Raw genomic sequence first — 15,817 nt, forward strand, 5'->3', positions numbered from 1 at the left:
AATCATCCGGCTTCAGGCCGCGCGAGATACCTTTCGGCCTTGCTCTCTCTGCGTTCGCATCTGGAACTGGGCCAGCAGTTCGGAAAGACGACCGCTTTCTTCCGCGAGACCTGCTCCGGCGGCGTTCATCTCTTCGACCATCGCGGCGTTCTGCTGCGTGACCTGATCCATATGGTTCACGGATGTATTGATTTCCGAAAGACCGGATGCCTGTTCCTTGGCGGCAACTGCGATCGCTTCCATATGCTGGTTTATCGCTACAACCAGTTGCGCGATTTCCTTCAAACCGTCGCCGGTATTGTTGACCAGAGTAACACCCTGATTGACCGCAGCCTCGGAGTTGCCGATCAGCGTCTTGATTTCCTTGGCCGCCTGGGCCGAACGCTGGGCAAGCTCACGAACCTCCTGAGCCACAACCGCAAAGCCCTTACCGGCTTCGCCCGCCCGGGCTGCCTCGACACCGGCGTTCAGCGCAAGAAGGTTGGTCTGGAACGCGATCTCATCGATGACACCGATGATGTTGCTGATCTGGCTGGATGCGGTTTCGATCTTCTGCATGGCATCGACAGCGTTCGATACCACTTCCCTGGAGGTTTCCGCACGAGCGCTCGCATGACGGACCATCTCGCGTGCTTCGCTGGCGCGTTCCGATGTCTGCTTGACGTTGGTCGTGACTTGCTCCAGCGCGGCGGCCGTTTCTTCCAGCGACGCAGCCTGCTGTTCGGTGCGCTTGGAAAGCTGGTCCGAGGCGGTCGAAATTTCGCCGCTGCCGCTGCGAACGCTGCGCGCAGTATGGCTCACACTTTCAAGCGTAGTACGCAACTGGCGCACGGAATCGTTGAAGTCGTGGCGAAGCGTCTCGAATTGTTCGCTGAAGACCTCGTCGATCTCGCACAACATATCGCCGGAGGCGAGGCGCTTGAGACCGTCGGCAAGTCCCGATGTCGCCTGCGTCAAACGCTCTTCCGCCTCGCGTTCCACCTTTTGCTGGATGGCGATACGCTCGATCTCGGACGCCTGGCGCGAACGCTCCGCTTCTGCTTCCAGGTTCTTGTTGTGAAGCGCGGCCTGCTTGAACACTTCGACCGCGCGGGCCATCTCGCCGATCTCGTCCGTTCGGTTGGCGCCGGAGACGACAACCGAAAGGTCCCCGCTTGCCAGCTTGCGCATGACCGCCGTCAGCATGCTGATCGGATTGGCGACACGGAAAACTACCATCATGATTCCGGCGATCGACAGAGCAAATGTAAGGAGCGTAGCGACACTATAAATAATGATCGACTGCGTTGCGGCGGAAACATTTTCAGACGTTGCGTTGGTCATCTCCGTCAGCGCCGCTGCTGCGATGTCAGCGAGCGAAGCCTGCGCCGGGCCTGCAGGTTTGCGCCATTCGTCGACAGCGATGTTCATCGGCTGACCGGCCTGGAAAGATTTGATCGCTGCTACCCGCTGATCCGCAAAGGGTCCGGCAAAGTAGGTCGTCTGCGCGGTGTCGTACAATTTCACGAGCCGCGCAGGCGTTGCCGGGCTGCGTACTATCTGCGTGATGACACTCCATGCAAAATTGACCTTCGCATCCAGGAGAGCGATTTCCGCAAGCTTGCCGGCGGGCAAAGCTTCTTTGGCGATAATCGCACCCACAAATGTCGAGTTTGCCGATCCGGCATTGGTGCGGGCCGACCATGCAAGCGAGCGAAGCTGCGTGAACATCATCATTCCGGGCTCGCGCGCATTGATGGCAGCCTCGACGTCGTTGGCGGCCTTTTCGAGGTCGCCCAGCATCTTATCCGCCAGTGGCAGAACCTGCGCGGCCAAGGCGGGGTCACGATTGGCGACCGGCATTTTCAGAGCCGCGTCGATCTGCTGACGGAAGGACATCCATTGACTGTACCCCTGAAGGACAGGGGAAAGCGAGGTCCGCAGCGCGGTCGAACCGCTGTCGTCATTCAAGTCTTTGATCGCTGCAAACGCGGGATCGACACTCTTTCGCCCCGCTTCGAGGTTGACCAGGCTGGATTGCGTTTCAGAGGGCTCGAGTTTGATGGCCGACGAAATAGCGCCGCGCTCGCCGCGCAATCCGAGCAGTGCATCGAACAGCCTCGCGTCGAGCTGAGCGAGCTCCGAAAGCCGTGTGGAATTCTGATAGACGCGAACTTCCTGCTGCAGCATGCTGCCGACAAGTCCAATGACTGCAAGACTTAATCCCACAAAGGCTAGAACCAAAGTGTGCTTGATCGAAATTTTCACTTTAACTACCCCAAAAAGACAGCAATCACGGCCCGAATTATGCTTCGTCGAAGCTCAACAAATGCTTCCTGCAGCAACCGAATTGCCTACCCGCAACCCGTTGCGTTCAAAGATATTATGAGCTTGCGCGAAAACGATAAAAATTGAATTAAACGCTTGCAGGTTACAATATGACTGGCTGGCAGCTCTCAGTTTTTTCGCCAGATGCCATGCGCAGGTACCGACGCAACTTTCGACCGACGATCGTCAGTGTGCGAATGGACACTGAGTCCCGCGTCTTGCACTCTTTGGCGAATGAGTCATGCATGCCTAACTGAGACTAGCGCTACTTTGGCGGATCGAGGGTTAATCAACCGACAGGTGGGAAGGCATGTCCTCTAAGGAGGACGGGCCATGGATTGGGATGCTGCCTGACGGAATGGTTGACGCCATTTGTCGATCTGCCTGGTCACAAGAAACGGCGGATGCTCGTCGGCGCCGTTCCGGCAGGGGCTGCCCGCCGACGGCGCAGCTGAGCGACATCAGGACGATCACGTCAGAGAAAACCGATCCACCTGCCGGTCACAACGGCTGCGATCCATATCATCGCAGAAAGAGCTGCGGAGAGCCGTATGGCGGGATGGATGGTGCCGATCGTGATTGCGGTTTGCCATCCCTGCCCAGCATGAACCAGGAGCACATTGAGGATGCCGAAAGCGATCAGTCCGAGCTTGGCAAGGAAGGCGGGATTGGCGGCATATTCGCCCGGGCGGACGCTGAAGAGGCAGAAGCCGGTGAGCAAAGCCAGGGCGAGGCCGACACCGGCCGAACGGGACAGGAATGGCGCAACGACCTCCACCGGAACCTTACCAAAAAAGCCGGCGAGCCTGAGATCAAGCGGCAAGATGGCGCCGACCAGAAGACCGATCGCCAGGATATGGGCAGCATTGACGAACATGTAGAGCGTCGCGGAGCGCCGAAGCTCGACCGCGAGCGTAGTGGCAGCCAGCCATTCGAGAAGCTCCATGACGACATCAGTTCGTCTGGATGCGTTCCGGATAAATATCGTAGCGCTTTTCACCAATGGTGATGCGCACCGCCTTCAGCCGCTTCTCGGTGCGGTCCTGCGACCGGTTTCCGAGCGCTATGACCTGATCGCCCGGCTTTGCGACACCTTCCACGAAACCTGCGCGTTCCGTCTGGCGCGGATTGCCGAGCTCGACGCGCCAGACACCGTCATCGACGGTTGCGACATCGAGCGTCGGATGCGGCCCGCCCATCGAGATCTGCTGGATGGTGCCGCGAAGCTCGATCTGGTCGGCTTCCGCCCATGACCAACCGTGATGGGCCGCAGCACTGGTTGCGACTGTAGCCGACAGCAGGACAGCTGCCAGCGCTCTCTTTCCCGAAAGTGCAAACATGATGTTTCTCCCTACCCGAATGCATGGGCAGGTGGAACATGTCAGGCAGATGGAAAGGTCACTCACCGAATCTTGAAGGCCGGCGAGAGGGGATCAGGCAAGCAGACGGGTGACTTCCGCGCCACGCTTGGTGCCGACGGCATCGGCAATCGTCGTGGAGAACAGGACCTTGCGGGTGGCGTCCGCTACCTTGGCGAAGACGTGGCGAATTTGGCAAGTCTGCTCGCCGTCGCAATCATCGCACTTGCGGTAGGCGGTGATCGACAGGCAGGGTAGTGGTGCGATCGGGCCATCGATGATGCGCAGGATCTCGCCGAAGGTGATGCTGTGGGCAGGCTTCAGCAGCAGATAGCCGCCCTGCTTGCCGCGGCGGCTGACGACGATGCCGTGATGTTTGAGGTCGAGCAGGATCTGTTCCAGAAACTTCTTCGGGATCTTTTGCTGCACGGCAATGTCGGAAATCATGACGGGTTCGTCGGCCGCAGCTTCCGCCAGAACCGTCAGCGCCCGCAGCGCATATTTTGCCTTTTGCGTAATCATCTCGGACCGTCGACACACACAGAGCGGTGTCGAATCCCGACATCGCCAAAAAAGCTAATTGCCTCTATTGCACGGCCAGCATGAACGGAATTTGAACAAGCCGGAAAAGCCTTGAGAGACAAGTATTTTGGCCCTGTTTTTCACCCTCGGCCAACAGCTGATAATCTATGTCAAAAGAGGACAATTTTCATCATCGCCGCCATCAATTCAGATTTCCAATTGACAGGCGCCGTGTAACACTACTATTTCTATAGACATTGAGTTCGAGGCGCCACTTCTGCGCCTGCGGCTGCTTTTCTGCATTGCGGCAGGATGGGAGAGATATTTGCTCCGCTAAGCAGTCCTTTCGAAATCCCTTTTTCTGTCCGATCCGTCCTTCAGCTGTAATACTCCGGCCAATATCAAGGACAGGATCCCCCATGACTGTTATCAATCCGATCGAAGAAGCCGAGGCTTTGGCTGACAAGCTTTCGGGTCTCGACCTCGCCGGCCGGCTTTCGTTCGTCGCCGGCCTTGGCGGGCGTGTGGTCTTCACCACCTCGCTCGGCATCGAGGACCAGGTCATCACCGCCGAGATCGGCACGCATCGCCTGCCGATCGACGTTGTCACGCTGCAGACAGGGCGGCTTTTCCCCGAAACGCTCGCGCTAATCGACGAGACCGAGAGCCAGTACGACATTCACATCACCCGCTATGAACCGGAGCAGGCCGATATCGACGCTTACGCGGCGAAATACGGCATAAACGGTTTCTATGAGAGCGTCGAAGCCAGACATGCCTGTTGTGGCGTGCGCAAGCTGAAGCCGCTTGCGCGGGCGCTAGCAGGCGCAACAATCTGGATCACCGGCCTGCGCCGCGGCCAGTCGGCCAACCGCGCCGAAACGCCCTTTGCTGAATATGACGCCGAACGCCACCTTCTGAAGGTCAACCCGCTCGCAGACTGGGATATCGAGAAGATCAAGGCCTTTGTCGCCGACAATGGCGTGCCGGTGAACCCGATGCATGCACGTGGCTATCCCTCGATCGGCTGCGAGCCCTGCACGCGCGCCATCAAGCCCGGCGAGCCGGAACGCGCCGGCCGTTGGTGGTGGGAACAGGATGAGAAGCGCGAATGCGGTCTGCATGTCGCCGAAGAGGCGACCGCGATCGCCGTGCAGCAATAAGAAGTCTGGAGTACGAAATGCCCGATACCCGTCAGGATACGGAACTGAACAATCCGCAGAGTGCCAAGCCGCCACTCGACCCGCATCTGAAAGCCCTGGAAAACGAAGCGATCCACATCTTCCGCGAAGTTGCCGCCGAATTCGAGCGTCCGGTGATGCTCTATTCGATCGGCAAGGATTCCTCCGTCCTGCTGCATCTTGCCCGCAAGGCCTTCTATCCCGGCCGCGTGCCCTTCCCGCTGCTGCATGTGAATACCGGCTGGAAGTTCGCCGAGATGATCACCTTCCGCGACGAGATCGTGAAGAAGTACGATCTCGATCTCATCGAGCACATCAATCCGCGCGGTGCAGCTGAAAACATCACGCCCTTCACCTATGGCTCGGCCCGCTATACCGATATCATGAAGACGGAAGCGCTGCGCAATGCGCTGGATGCCGGCCAGTACGACGCCGCCTTCGGCGGCGCACGGCGCGACGAGGAAGCCTCCCGTGCCAAGGAACGCATCTATTCCTTCCGCACGCCCGACCATCGCTGGGACCCGCGCAACCAGCGCCCGGAGCTCTGGAACGTCTATAACGGCCAGATCCGCAAGGGTGAAAGCGTTCGCGTCTTCCCGCTCTCGAACTGGACCGAGGTCGACATCTGGCGCTATATCCAAGCCGAGGATATTCCGATCGTGCCGCTCTATTTCGCGGCCAAGCGCCCCTATGTCGAGCGTGACGGCATGATGATTGCGGCCTCCGATCCGCGCCTAGAACTGCTGCCCGGCGAAACGAAGCAGGAAGACTTCATCCGCTTCCGCACGCTCGGCTGCTTCCCGCTGACGGGCGCGATCCGCTCGACCGCCACCACCCTTGAAGAGATCATCGCGGAGCTGGAGATCGCCACGGTTTCCGAGCGCCAGGGCCGCGCCATTGACCGTGACCAGTCCGGCTCCATGGAAAAGAAGAAGCGTGAAGGATATTTCTGAGATGACTGCAGCAGTTCCCGCAAACGTCGTCGCCGTGCCCGCCGCCGAGCCACTCAAGGCCGTGCGCGACTCGCGCCCGTTGCGCCTCATCACCTGCGGCAGCGTCGATGACGGCAAGTCCACCCTGATCGGCCGCCTGCTCTGGGACACAAAGGCAGTCAAGGAAGATCAGGCGGCGACGCTTCGCCGCGATTCCACCGGCAAGCAGAACGATCTCGGCCTGCCCGATTTCGCACTGTTGCTCGATGGGCTGCAGGCCGAGCGCGAACAGGGCATCACGATCGATGTCGCCTATCGCTATTTCTCGACCGACAAGCGCTCCTTCATCGTTGCCGACACGCCCGGCCACGAGCAGTATACCCGCAACATGGCGACTGGCGCATCCACGGCCGATCTCGCCGTGCTGCTGGTCGATGCCCGCGCCGGCATTCTCGAGCAGACGCGCCGCCACGCGACGATCGCATCGCTGCTCGGCATCAAACAGTTCGTGCTTGCCGTCAACAAGATCGACCTGACGAATTACGACCGCGCCGGCTTCGACAAGATCACCCACGAGTTCAAGGAATTCGCACTTTCGCTCGGCGTCAAGCAGATCACCGCGATCCCGATGTCGGCGCTGAAGGGCGAAAACGTCGTCTATTCCGGCCAGGCAGCAATGCCCTGGTATAGCGGCCCAACGCTGGTCGAAACGCTGGAACATGCAACCGTGCGCTCCGGCCAGACGACCGGTTTCCGCCTTTCGGTTCAGCGTGTTTCGCGTCCGGGCGAAAGCTTCCGCGGCTATCAGGGCACGGTTGCCGGCGGCTCTGTGAAGCCAGGCGACAGCGTCATGATCCTGCCCTCGGGCATGGTTGCAAATGTCACAAAGATCGTCACCTTCGATCTGGTGCGTAATGCGGCAGTTGCCGGTGATGCGATCACGCTCGTTCTCGACCGTCAGGTGGACGTCGCACGCGGCGACATGATCGTTTCGATCGACTCGCAGCCGCAGACCGGCCTTTCCTTCGATGCACAGGTCGTTGCGCTGCAGCCTGAGGGCATCGAGGCCGGCAAGCGCTACTGGCTGAAGAGCGGCTCGCGCCGCCAGCGTGTTCAGGTCGAGCCCGTCAGCCAGCTGGAGCTCAAGACCGGCACATGGAATTCCGCCCAGCGGCTTTACATGAACGCCATCGGCAAGGTGCGTCTCGTTTTCGACGAAGCGGCAATCTTCGATCCCTACGAGCAGAACCGCGCCACCGGCTCCTTCATCCTGATTGACCCCGAGACCAACAACACCATCGCCGGCGGCATGGTGACCGGCAAGCGCGCCGATGTCAGCGGCCTGCATGGCAATGATGCCCGCGTGATCCTGTCGCTTCCGGCGGACCTTGCCGAGCAGATCATGGCAAGCGAGTTGTTCGCCAAGCGTAGCCACGAAGCGGAGGTGCGCCGCATGACGGCATCGGAAGCGGCCGAGCTCTGGTCGAGCGCCGCCAGCGATATCTAAGAAAAAAGGGGCCGGTCGGCCCCTTTTTATTGCTTCGGCATCGAGCGCGTCGACCCGCGCTCGATGATCGAAAAGCCGAGATCGACCCTGTGCTCCTCTGCCGGCTCTTCGCGGATGGCGCGTAGCAGCATATCGGCGACGCGGCGGCCAAGATCATGACGCGGAACATGCACCGTCGTCAGAGATGGCGAGGTGAACTGCGCGAATTCCAGATCGTTGAAGCCGCAGATACCGAAATCATCGGGCACGCTGATACCGCGTTCATTGCATTCGATCAGCGCGCCGAGGGCGAGATCATCATTTTGCGCAAGGATCGCATCGAGATCCTGCACCCGCTCCAGCAGCTCGCTGAACAGGCGCCGTCCGAGACCAATGCTGGTGGAACCGTCTTCGCCGTGTGTCAGCGACGGATTGTCGAGACCGGCCCGGCGCATGGCCTCCTCATATCCCGCACGACTGCGGCGCGAGCGGATATCGCTGAGCCCGCCAATGAAACCAATCCGCTTGTACCCTTTCGACAAAAGGAACCGGGCGGCGGCGGCGGCGGCGACATGATGCGACATGCCGACAAGCAGCGTTTCCGGCGGCTGGCTGAGATCGGCAACGTGGGCGACCGGAAAAGCGGCCGCATCCATCAGCGTCGCAAGGCCGTCGTAATATTCCGCGTTGACGAGGATGATCCCGGCCGGCTTCTGCGCCAGGAAGGATTTGAACTGGTTGATCTCCTGATCGACGTCGTTGAGCGTGTTGGCATATTGCACGCGCAGATCCGTAGCGCGCAACCGCTCCTCGATGCCCATCATCACACCGGTGAAGCAGGGATGATGAAGCGACGGCGTGATGACGCCGACGATGCCGCTGTGGCGGCCGGCAAGAGCGCGGGCGGCAAGATTGGGGATGTAGCCCATCTCGTCGACTGTGCGCAGGATGACCTCTCGCAGCTCTTCAGAGACGATTTCGGGATTGCGAAGCGCACGCGAGATTGTGATCGGACTGACCCCTACCCTCTTTGCAACATCACTCAGCTTTACATGGGAACCGCGTTTATTTTCCCGCCCCGGCTTCACTGAATCCCTCATCGCTTCCCGCATGCCGCCGCGAGCCTGGCTCTCCGCCGATTCGCAGCTTTCTCTTTCTGAAGAAAAATTAATTTAGAGTCTACTAACATTTTAATGTTCTGCCTCAACCAAACCGCGAAAAAACATCAACAACCGTTGCGAATTGTTCGATTTAATACGCGCTGGCAAGCCGGCAGATCACGGGAAAGTGGGATATATTTTACTATTCTGGCACCTTGCGGTGCGGGCAACAGCAGGCGCGGAGAGAATTGCGGCAATGCTTGGTCACCAAGATTAAATTATAGTAATATCTTACGATACCGTAATATAAACATGATCAATGTTTAATTTGTAAATCCCGCATAACGGGTCATATAGGTATCAAGCGCCAGTTCTTCCCGAACACAGTATTCGCCGCATCATACAGGCGAAATCCAGGTAATATACGGTAAAAGCTAGCGGCAATACTTATCGACGCCAAGGTCCATGGCATGGAACCAAGACGCCACTCAATGCCAACGCTCTCGCAAGGGACTTCCACCATGTCAAACATTCTTCGCAAGCATCGGGCCGCAGCACTTGTCGGAGCGGCCATCGTTCTCGGCGCGGCCTCCCTGCCCTTCGCCATCTCCTCTTCCTCGACGGCTCTTGCTGCACCGGCAGAGACCGGCGGCATTCTTGCCTCCAGCGGCTCGTTTGCTTCCATCGTCGATGCCGACAAGCCGGCCGTGGTGACCATTACCACGACGATGAAGGCGACCAACGCCAGCGCCGACAGTTCACCGATGGACGAGCAGTTCCGCCAGTTCTTCGAACAGCAGGGCATTCCTCTGCCGCACCAGGCACCACAGCAGCAGCAGCAATCGCAGCATGCCATGGCGCTCGGTTCCGGCTTCGTCATCAGCCCCGACGGCGTGATCGTCACCAACAACCACGTCATCGACAATGCCATCGACATCAAGGTCACACTCGATGACGGCACCGAACTGCCGGCCAAGCTGCTTGGCGCCGATGCCAAGTCCGACCTCGCGGTTCTGAAGGTTCAGGCTCCGCATCCGCTTGCGACCGTCGCCTGGGGCGATTCAGACAAGCTGAAGCTCGGCGACCAGATCCTTGCCATCGGCAACCCGTTCGGCATTGGCACGACGGTGACGGCCGGCATCGTCTCGGCCCGCGGCCGTGACCTGCATAGCGGCCCCTATGACGACTTCATCCAGATCGATGCACCGATCAACCACGGCAATTCCGGCGGCCCGCTGGTCGATCGTGACGGTAATGTCGTCGGCATCAATACCGCCATCTACTCGCCGAACGGCGGCAGCGTCGGCGTCGGCTTCGCTATTCCTTCGTCTGAAGCAAAGACGATCGTCGCCAAGCTGCAGAAGGACGGTTCGATCGATCACGGCTATCTCGGCGTGCAGATCCAGCCGGTCACCCAGGATGTCGCCGATGCTGTCGGCCTCTCCAAGGCTGAAGGCGCGCTGGTTGCTGCCGTTTCCAACGAAGCGCCCGCAGCGCATGCCGGCGTGAAGACCGGCGACATCGTGACGGCCGTCGGCAGCGAAAGCGTCAAGACGCCGAAGGATCTGTCGCGCCTCGTTGCCGATCTGTCCCCAGGTGCGAAGGAAACGCTGACTGTCTGGCGTGACGGCAAGACGGTCGATCTCAACGTCACCGTCGGCGGTAATGAAGACACCCAGAAGCAGGCTGCCGTCGAAAGCAGCGACGACCAGGGCCAGGCTGCCGGCCAGCCGAGCCTCGGCATCGGCCTTGCCGACCTGACGCCCGATGTCCGCCAGCAGCTTAATCTGCCTCACAGCGTTGCCGGCGCAGTCGTTGCCAACGTCAACCCGGACAAGTCGGCGGCAGCGGCCGGCATCCAGCCCGGCGACGTGATCGTCTCGGTCAACGACAAGCCGGTGCATGATGCCCGCGACGTCAAGACCGCCGTTGCCGATGCCGGCAAGTCCGGTCGCAAGTCGGTGCTACTGTTGATCGAACGCGGCGGCAACAAAACCTTCGTGGCCGTGCCCTTCGCCGCCGCTTGAAGGGCATCCACGCGAGCGCTGCGCCCGGACCAGGTCCGGGCGCAGTTGTTTCTAACCAAGCATCAACTTCAGATCGGCTGCCAGTCTTTGAACGGCAGCCGCTTCCGCTTGCGAGATACCAAAGAGGATGCCGGGGGCAGATTTGCCGATAAAGAAACCCGACATCGGCATCAGACCATAGCCTGATGCATTCACCTTCCCGACGACCGCCCGGTCATCCACCGTCTCATCGCGAAACCAGGCAGCAAGCTGCAGTCCGCCATTGCCGCCCGAAATGACAAGTCTTCCGCCAAAATGGCTCTCCAGCATCCCGATCGTCCGGGCCATGCGCTCGGCATATTGCTGGTTCATACGCCTCAAATAGGCGCGCAGACGGCCCTCATTGATGAAATCGGCAAGTGCCGCCTGGATATGGGTGGAGACGGCAACGCCCCTGCGATGCAGCGCCTCCGAAGCCTCTGATACCAGCCAGCGCGGCACGACGGCATAGGCGACACGCAGGCCGGGCGCCAGCACCTTCGAGAAGGTGCCGACATAAGCCACGACCTCCGCCCTGTCGATGCCCTGCAAGGCGGCGATCGGCCGCGAGCCATATTGAAAATCGCTGTCGTAATCATCCTCGACGATAAGGCTTTCGTGACGGCGCGCTGCCTCCAGCAGCGCCAGCCGGCGCGGCAGGCTGAGCGTGGCGCCGGTCGGATATTGATGGGATGGCGTCACGTAGATCAGCGCCGGCTGCGAGCCTTCCGCCCGGGAAACGTCGATGCCGTGCTCGTCGCAGGGAACCGGCACGATGTCGGCGCCGGCATCGCCGAGCAGCAAGCGCGCAGCAGCGTAGCCAGGATCTTCCATCCATGCGGTCTTGCGCCCGCTCCTGCTCAGCATTGACCTCGCTAGCATGTCGATCGCCGCGCGCGTGGAGGGCATGATCATGACCTGCTCCGGCTCGGCGACCACGCCGCGCGTCGCCGAGATATGCTCGAGGATGGCTTTGCGTAGTTCGCGGATACCGGTCGGGTTCTCATAGCCGAGATGATGGCTGCGCAGCGAACGGCTGCAGGAAGCAAGGTGGCGGCTCCAGGCTGCATGCGGGAAATCCGATACGTCAGTCACACCGGGCCGGAACAGGCCACGATAGGAAGGCTGATCCGATCTCGCCTCCTCAATGGGAGCGCTATCGTCCCTCTGGCGTTCCGGCCACATGCGTTCGAGTGCGACAACCCGCGTCGCAGTACCCGCAGAGGCCTCGATATAACCTTCGGATCTCAGGCGGTCATAGGCCTCTACCGCCGTGGAGCGTGCAACACCGAGCGAAGCCGCAAAGGCACGGGTCGATGGCAGCTTATGGCCGGCCGGAAGCTGGCCGAGCAGGATGCGGTCGCGCAGGCTTCGATAGATCTGGCCAGTCAGATCGCCGCCGTTTCGATCGAGGCTCAGCCATGTGGGTGCGGATGTCATCAGTCAACTGGTCTGCCAAAAAGATCAAAAGTGGACTTTTACTCCAGTCCATTAGCAAGGCAAGAGCAGCCGGAGTTCAATGCAGCAGTTCAATGGAATAATGGATATGACAAAGGATCTTGCCGACTGGAAGGGCGTTGCCCGCCCCGCCCGCGCCCCGATTGAGGGCCGCTACACACGCCTGGAACCGCTGGACGCCGCAAAGCACGGCGCCGATCTGCTCCGCTCGGCGCAGCAGCCGGGCGCAGAGGACCGCTTCCGCTATCTCTTCGAAGCAGCACCGGCCGATATGGCAGCCTTCACGCCCTGGCTGGAAAGGTCCGTCGCCAGCGAAGACCCGCTGTTCTTTGCCGTCATCGACAAGGCAACGGGACGCGCCGAGGGCCGGCAGGGGCTGATGCGCATCGATACCGCCAATGGCGTGATCGAGATTGGCAATATTCTCTGGGGGCCTGAAATCGCCCGCAAGCGCGTGGCGACCGAAGCGCTCTATCTCTGCGCCGCTTATGTCTTCGACACGCTCGGCTACCGGCGTTTCGAATGGAAGTGCAACAATCTCAACGAGCCGTCAAAGCGCGCGGCACAGCGTTTCGGCTTCGCCTTCGAAGGCATCTTCCGCCAGCACATGGTGCAGAAGGGCCGTAATCGCGATACCGCCTGGTTTGCCATCACGGACGGCGATTGGCCGAAGCTGAAGGCCGGCTATGAGGCATGGCTGGCGCCCGAAAACTTCGATGCCGAGGGACAGCAGAAGAGCAAGCTCAGCTTTTAAAAACGCTCTGGTGGCGGCAATTAAAAAGCCGCCGCCCCGATGACAATAACTTCATTGCTACCAATATGTTCATGGGTCCCAATTGAGGTTAAGGGTTGGGCCTTTCACGCAAAGCACGAAGTTATTCTGTCAGGAGCTCATATGACCAGTTCGTCCGAGTACACGCCCCCCAAGATCTGGACCTGGGACAAGGAAAGCGGCGGCCAATTCGCCAGCATCAACCGCCCGATTGCCGGGCCGACCCGTGAAAAAGAGTTGCCGATCGGCCGTCACCCGCTGCAGCTTTATTCACTTGGAACACCGAATGGCGTGAAAGTGACGATCATGCTGGAGGAGCTGCTGGCGCTTGGTCATAGCGGCGCGGAATATGATGCCTGGCTGATCAGGATCGGCGATGGCGACCAGTTCGGCAGCGGCTTCGTCGAGGTCAACCCGAACTCCAAGATCCCGGCACTGATGGACCGCAGCGGTGAAAAGCCGGTGCGCATCTTCGAATCCGGCGCGATCCTTACCTATCTCGCGGAAAAATTCGGCGCCTTCCTGCCGACCGATCCGGCCAAGCGCGCCGAATGCTTCTCCTGGCTATTCTGGCAGGTCGGCAGCGCGCCCTATCTCGGCGGCGGCTTCGGCCATTTCTATGCCTACGCGCCGACGAAGATCGAGTATGCGATCAACCGTTTCGCCATGGAAACCAAGCGCCAGCTCGACGTGCTCGACCGGCGTCTGGCCGAAAGCGAATATATCGCCGGCGACGAGTTCACCATCGCCGACATGGCGATCTGGCCCTGGTATGGCGGCCTCGTGAAAGGCTGGATGTATAATGATTCCGCCGAATTCCTGCAGGTGCAGGAATACAAGAACATGAAGCGCTGGGCTGACCTGATCGGCGAGCGCCCCGCCGTCAAGCGCGGCCGCATGGTCAACCGCGTCAGCGGCGAGCCCTCCAGCCAACTTCACGAACGCCATGACGCCAGCGACTTCGATACGAAGACGCAGGACAAGCTGCAGGCAGCCGGCTGACGACATCAGAAAGGCAGGCTCGCCGTTACGACGGCGTGCCTGCCCTTGCCAAAAAACGGCGCCAGGCCGAAATCGCAAATTTTCCCACTAAAAATTATGGTTTTTTAAGCGAACTGTACCGAATCCGGCAAAAGTGCCCTCGCCTCATTCTTCCAGTCTTGCTGAAATGCCCAAGCTCTCCTGCCACCTTTCGGAGAGCTTTCCCCATCTACCCCGCCGAAAGCCACCGGCGGGGCTTTTTATTTCAAGCATCTGGGAAATCTCTTGGCCGTGTCAGAGCGGGCTGACGCCGACATCACATTCATAGCTCAGGTGAAAAAGCTTTCGCTCTAACGCCACTTCGGCTGAGGCGTGGAAGCGTTCGCCTGGATCTCGTGGAGTGGCGCCCGATGGCCCAGGAGCTTCTTCAGCTTCTTCTCCTCGGCCGGGCCTATCCCGAATTTTCGGCAATGCTCCGTGATATCTTGATCTTTCGGGCCGGGGATTCGAACTTGTCGATTGTTCATCTTCTTCATTGATGCTTCCTCCTCCGAAGGAAACCAGCTTAGCGCCAATTTGTTCGTTAGCAACATCTAAAATTTAACGTTTTGGCTATTTCAAATCGGTGGGCGGAGGAGGAAACAGAGCCTGTCGGGCTACGGTGAATACCGGCGCCGGTGAAGTCGGCCTTGCTGATCCTAATGCCGGTGACCCCTATGTTGGGCGATTTTAGACAACGGCGTAAAGCCGGCCGCGAACAGCAGGGGCTACCGCGGATCGGTGGTGACCGACATGAACAGCCGTGTCGTTAGCTGGGCCACCAGCAATCTGTACTTGGCCGTTCAGACCGCCGGCTATTGGGATCGCCGCGGGAAGGACGATTGAGGCGGGCGGGCTTCGACCCGCTCTATCAATCAGCTTTGCAAAGTGCTCCCGCCATATAGACCATGTTCCTCGTGGCAAACTTCGGAGCGATTCTCAGGAGTTTTTGGCGAATTTGGTACTTTAGCCATCCCTTTGCCCGTCCAGCCAAGTACTGTTCGTATTGAATGTCGTGGGCAAAAACCATTAGACGCTCGACCTTAAGGCCACACGTCTTCAGCAAGTTCTCGAAGGAGCCTGGCGTATAAAAGTTGATATGGCCGTAGGGACCGGATTCTCGGATAGACTTCGAAAGATCGTTGGTAAGTTCAAGCGGCACCTCGACATAGAGGTTTCGACTGACACGTTTGGCCTCCCGCAGAAACATCCGTTCATGCTCGACATGTTCGAGAACGTGGATTGCCAGACCCAAGTCGAATGTCTTGTCTGGATGTGGGATTGAATAGCCGTCGAATTGGTCGACCGCTGCCAGAGCTTCGATCTGGCGTGCCCGTATGGCCTCTATACCTGATCGAGATAGCTCCACTGCCGCGAAACGATTGGCAAAGCCATTGTCGGCAAGTTCCGAAAGAACCGCGCCCTCGCCTGCGCCGATATCGATGATTGATTGGAAGCTCTGATCTGCTGCAACTTGCTTGATGTGTCCAACGGACTGCTTCGCGGCGATTGCGCGTTTCTCAGCGACTTCGCCGTCAGTATAATAGTCCGAATACATTTCGATTATTTCAGCGCTGCTGATCATCCCCGTTCCTCCCCAAGGGGATTATGCGCACCCAACACGCATTAGCAAGTT

The 15,817-nt window shown here is 59.5% G+C and carries 14 protein-coding genes; 6 read left to right on the forward strand and 8 right to left on the reverse strand.

Annotated features, from left to right (window positions below; genetic code table 11):
- Positions 1 to 12: 12 nt before the first annotated feature.
- The 4 genes from J2X71_RS01030 to J2X71_RS01045 all read right to left on the reverse strand — a co-directional run bounded on the left by J2X71_RS01030 (position 13) and on the right by J2X71_RS01045 (position 4,187).
- A complete protein-coding gene (locus J2X71_RS01030) occupies positions 13 to 2,247 on the reverse strand; it encodes a methyl-accepting chemotaxis protein (RefSeq protein ID WP_310378172.1) in 2,235 nt (744 codons plus the stop codon).
- Between the two features lie 535 nt (positions 2,248 to 2,782).
- The gene (locus J2X71_RS01035) at positions 2,783 to 3,253 is read right to left on the reverse strand and encodes a DUF6644 family protein (protein ID WP_310378175.1); all 471 of its coding nucleotides are present in this window, start codon (positions 3,251 to 3,253) and stop codon (positions 2,783 to 2,785) included.
- 7 nt (positions 3,254 to 3,260) lie between these two features.
- The gene (locus J2X71_RS01040; protein ID WP_310378177.1) at positions 3,261 to 3,647 is read right to left on the reverse strand and encodes a DUF6152 family protein; all 387 of its coding nucleotides are present in this window, start codon (positions 3,645 to 3,647) and stop codon (positions 3,261 to 3,263) included.
- Between the two features lie 93 nt (positions 3,648 to 3,740).
- On the reverse strand, positions 3,741 to 4,187 hold the full coding sequence (locus J2X71_RS01045) for an Rrf2 family transcriptional regulator (protein ID WP_007818882.1): 447 nt from the start codon (positions 4,185 to 4,187) through the stop codon (positions 3,741 to 3,743).
- A 419-nt stretch (positions 4,188 to 4,606) separates the two neighbouring features.
- Here J2X71_RS01045 and J2X71_RS01050 point away from each other — a divergent pair, with 419 nt between their 5' ends.
- From J2X71_RS01050 to cysN, 3 genes are read left to right on the forward strand one after another with little or no spacing between them, the layout of a single operon-like run.
- On the forward strand, positions 4,607 to 5,350 hold the full coding sequence (locus tag J2X71_RS01050; RefSeq protein ID WP_310378181.1) for a phosphoadenylyl-sulfate reductase: 744 nt from the start codon (positions 4,607 to 4,609) through the stop codon (positions 5,348 to 5,350).
- A 17-nt stretch (positions 5,351 to 5,367) separates the two neighbouring features.
- Positions 5,368 to 6,321, forward strand: coding sequence for a sulfate adenylyltransferase subunit CysD (gene cysD, locus J2X71_RS01055; RefSeq protein ID WP_113323134.1), 954 nt, complete (start codon positions 5,368 to 5,370; stop codon positions 6,319 to 6,321).
- 1 nt (position 6,322) lies between these two features.
- On the forward strand, positions 6,323 to 7,807 hold the full coding sequence (cysN, locus tag J2X71_RS01060; RefSeq protein ID WP_310378184.1) for a sulfate adenylyltransferase subunit CysN: 1,485 nt from the start codon (positions 6,323 to 6,325) through the stop codon (positions 7,805 to 7,807).
- Between the two features lie 26 nt (positions 7,808 to 7,833).
- On the opposite strand, the gene J2X71_RS01065 is transcribed toward cysN, so the two are convergent.
- Positions 7,834 to 8,886, reverse strand: a complete 1,053-nt coding sequence (locus J2X71_RS01065) for a LacI family DNA-binding transcriptional regulator (protein ID WP_310378185.1) — start codon at positions 8,884 to 8,886, stop codon at positions 7,834 to 7,836.
- A gap of 521 nt (positions 8,887 to 9,407) precedes the next feature.
- Here J2X71_RS01065 and J2X71_RS01070 point away from each other — a divergent pair.
- Entirely contained in the window at positions 9,408 to 10,913 is a 1,506-nt protein-coding gene (locus J2X71_RS01070; RefSeq protein ID WP_310378187.1) for a DegQ family serine endoprotease, read from the forward strand.
- A gap of 51 nt (positions 10,914 to 10,964) precedes the next feature.
- Here the strand turns inward: J2X71_RS01070 and J2X71_RS01075 are convergent, their stop codons facing one another.
- Positions 10,965 to 12,371, reverse strand: coding sequence for a PLP-dependent aminotransferase family protein (locus J2X71_RS01075; protein ID WP_310378189.1), 1,407 nt, complete (start codon positions 12,369 to 12,371; stop codon positions 10,965 to 10,967).
- Positions 12,372 to 12,477: 106 nt separating this feature from the next.
- On the opposite strand from J2X71_RS01075, the gene J2X71_RS01080 reads away from it, so the two are divergent.
- Both J2X71_RS01080 and yghU read left to right on the forward strand, forming a co-directional pair.
- Positions 12,478 to 13,143 (forward strand): GNAT family protein, encoded by a 666-nt coding sequence (locus tag J2X71_RS01080; protein WP_310378191.1) that lies wholly within the window; start codon positions 12,478 to 12,480, stop codon positions 13,141 to 13,143.
- Positions 13,144 to 13,284: 141 nt separating this feature from the next.
- On the forward strand, positions 13,285 to 14,163 hold the full coding sequence (gene yghU, locus J2X71_RS01085; protein WP_310378193.1) for a glutathione-dependent disulfide-bond oxidoreductase: 879 nt from the start codon (positions 13,285 to 13,287) through the stop codon (positions 14,161 to 14,163).
- Positions 14,164 to 14,492: 329 nt separating this feature from the next.
- Here the strand turns inward: yghU and J2X71_RS01090 are convergent, their stop codons facing one another.
- Both J2X71_RS01090 and J2X71_RS01095 read right to left on the reverse strand, forming a co-directional pair.
- Positions 14,493 to 14,678: a hypothetical protein gene (locus J2X71_RS01090; protein WP_310378195.1), complete on the reverse strand. Its 186-nt coding sequence runs from the start codon at positions 14,676 to 14,678 to the stop codon at positions 14,493 to 14,495.
- A 374-nt stretch (positions 14,679 to 15,052) separates the two neighbouring features.
- On the reverse strand, positions 15,053 to 15,766 hold the full coding sequence (locus J2X71_RS01095) for a bifunctional 2-polyprenyl-6-hydroxyphenol methylase/3-demethylubiquinol 3-O-methyltransferase UbiG (protein WP_113323122.1): 714 nt from the start codon (positions 15,764 to 15,766) through the stop codon (positions 15,053 to 15,055).
- Positions 15,767 to 15,817 lie beyond the last annotated feature (51 nt).

The organism is Rhizobium sp. 1399 (assembly GCF_031455475.1).
GTDB lineage: Bacteria > Pseudomonadota > Alphaproteobacteria > Rhizobiales > Rhizobiaceae > Rhizobium.

Excerpts from the sequence above, each read along its gene's own strand:
- J2X71_RS01065 (WP_310378185.1), bottom strand. The coding sequence starts at position 8,886 with ATGAGGGATTCAGTGAAGCCGGGGCGGGAAAATAAACGCGGTTCCCAT.
- cysD (WP_113323134.1), top strand. The coding sequence starts at position 5,368 with ATGCCCGATACCCGTCAGGATACGGAACTGAACAATCCGCAGAGTGCC.
- J2X71_RS01050 (WP_310378181.1), top strand. The coding sequence starts at position 4,607 with ATGACTGTTATCAATCCGATCGAAGAAGCCGAGGCTTTGGCTGACAAG.
- yghU (WP_310378193.1), top strand. The coding sequence starts at position 13,285 with ATGACCAGTTCGTCCGAGTACACGCCCCCCAAGATCTGGACCTGGGAC.
- J2X71_RS01080 (WP_310378191.1), top strand. The coding sequence starts at position 12,478 with ATGACAAAGGATCTTGCCGACTGGAAGGGCGTTGCCCGCCCCGCCCGC.
- J2X71_RS01035 (WP_310378175.1), bottom strand. The coding sequence starts at position 3,253 with ATGGAGCTTCTCGAATGGCTGGCTGCCACTACGCTCGCGGTCGAGCTT.
- J2X71_RS01070 (WP_310378187.1), top strand. The coding sequence starts at position 9,408 with ATGTCAAACATTCTTCGCAAGCATCGGGCCGCAGCACTTGTCGGAGCG.
- J2X71_RS01095 (WP_113323122.1), bottom strand. The coding sequence starts at position 15,766 with ATGATCAGCAGCGCTGAAATAATCGAAATGTATTCGGACTATTATACT.
- J2X71_RS01075 (WP_310378189.1), bottom strand. The coding sequence starts at position 12,371 with ATGACATCCGCACCCACATGGCTGAGCCTCGATCGAAACGGCGGCGAT.
- J2X71_RS01045 (WP_007818882.1), bottom strand. The coding sequence starts at position 4,187 with ATGATTACGCAAAAGGCAAAATATGCGCTGCGGGCGCTGACGGTTCTG.
- J2X71_RS01090 (WP_310378195.1), bottom strand. The coding sequence starts at position 14,678 with ATGAAGAAGATGAACAATCGACAAGTTCGAATCCCCGGCCCGAAAGAT.
- J2X71_RS01040 (WP_310378177.1), bottom strand. The coding sequence starts at position 3,647 with ATGTTTGCACTTTCGGGAAAGAGAGCGCTGGCAGCTGTCCTGCTGTCG.
- cysN (WP_310378184.1), top strand. The coding sequence starts at position 6,323 with ATGACTGCAGCAGTTCCCGCAAACGTCGTCGCCGTGCCCGCCGCCGAG.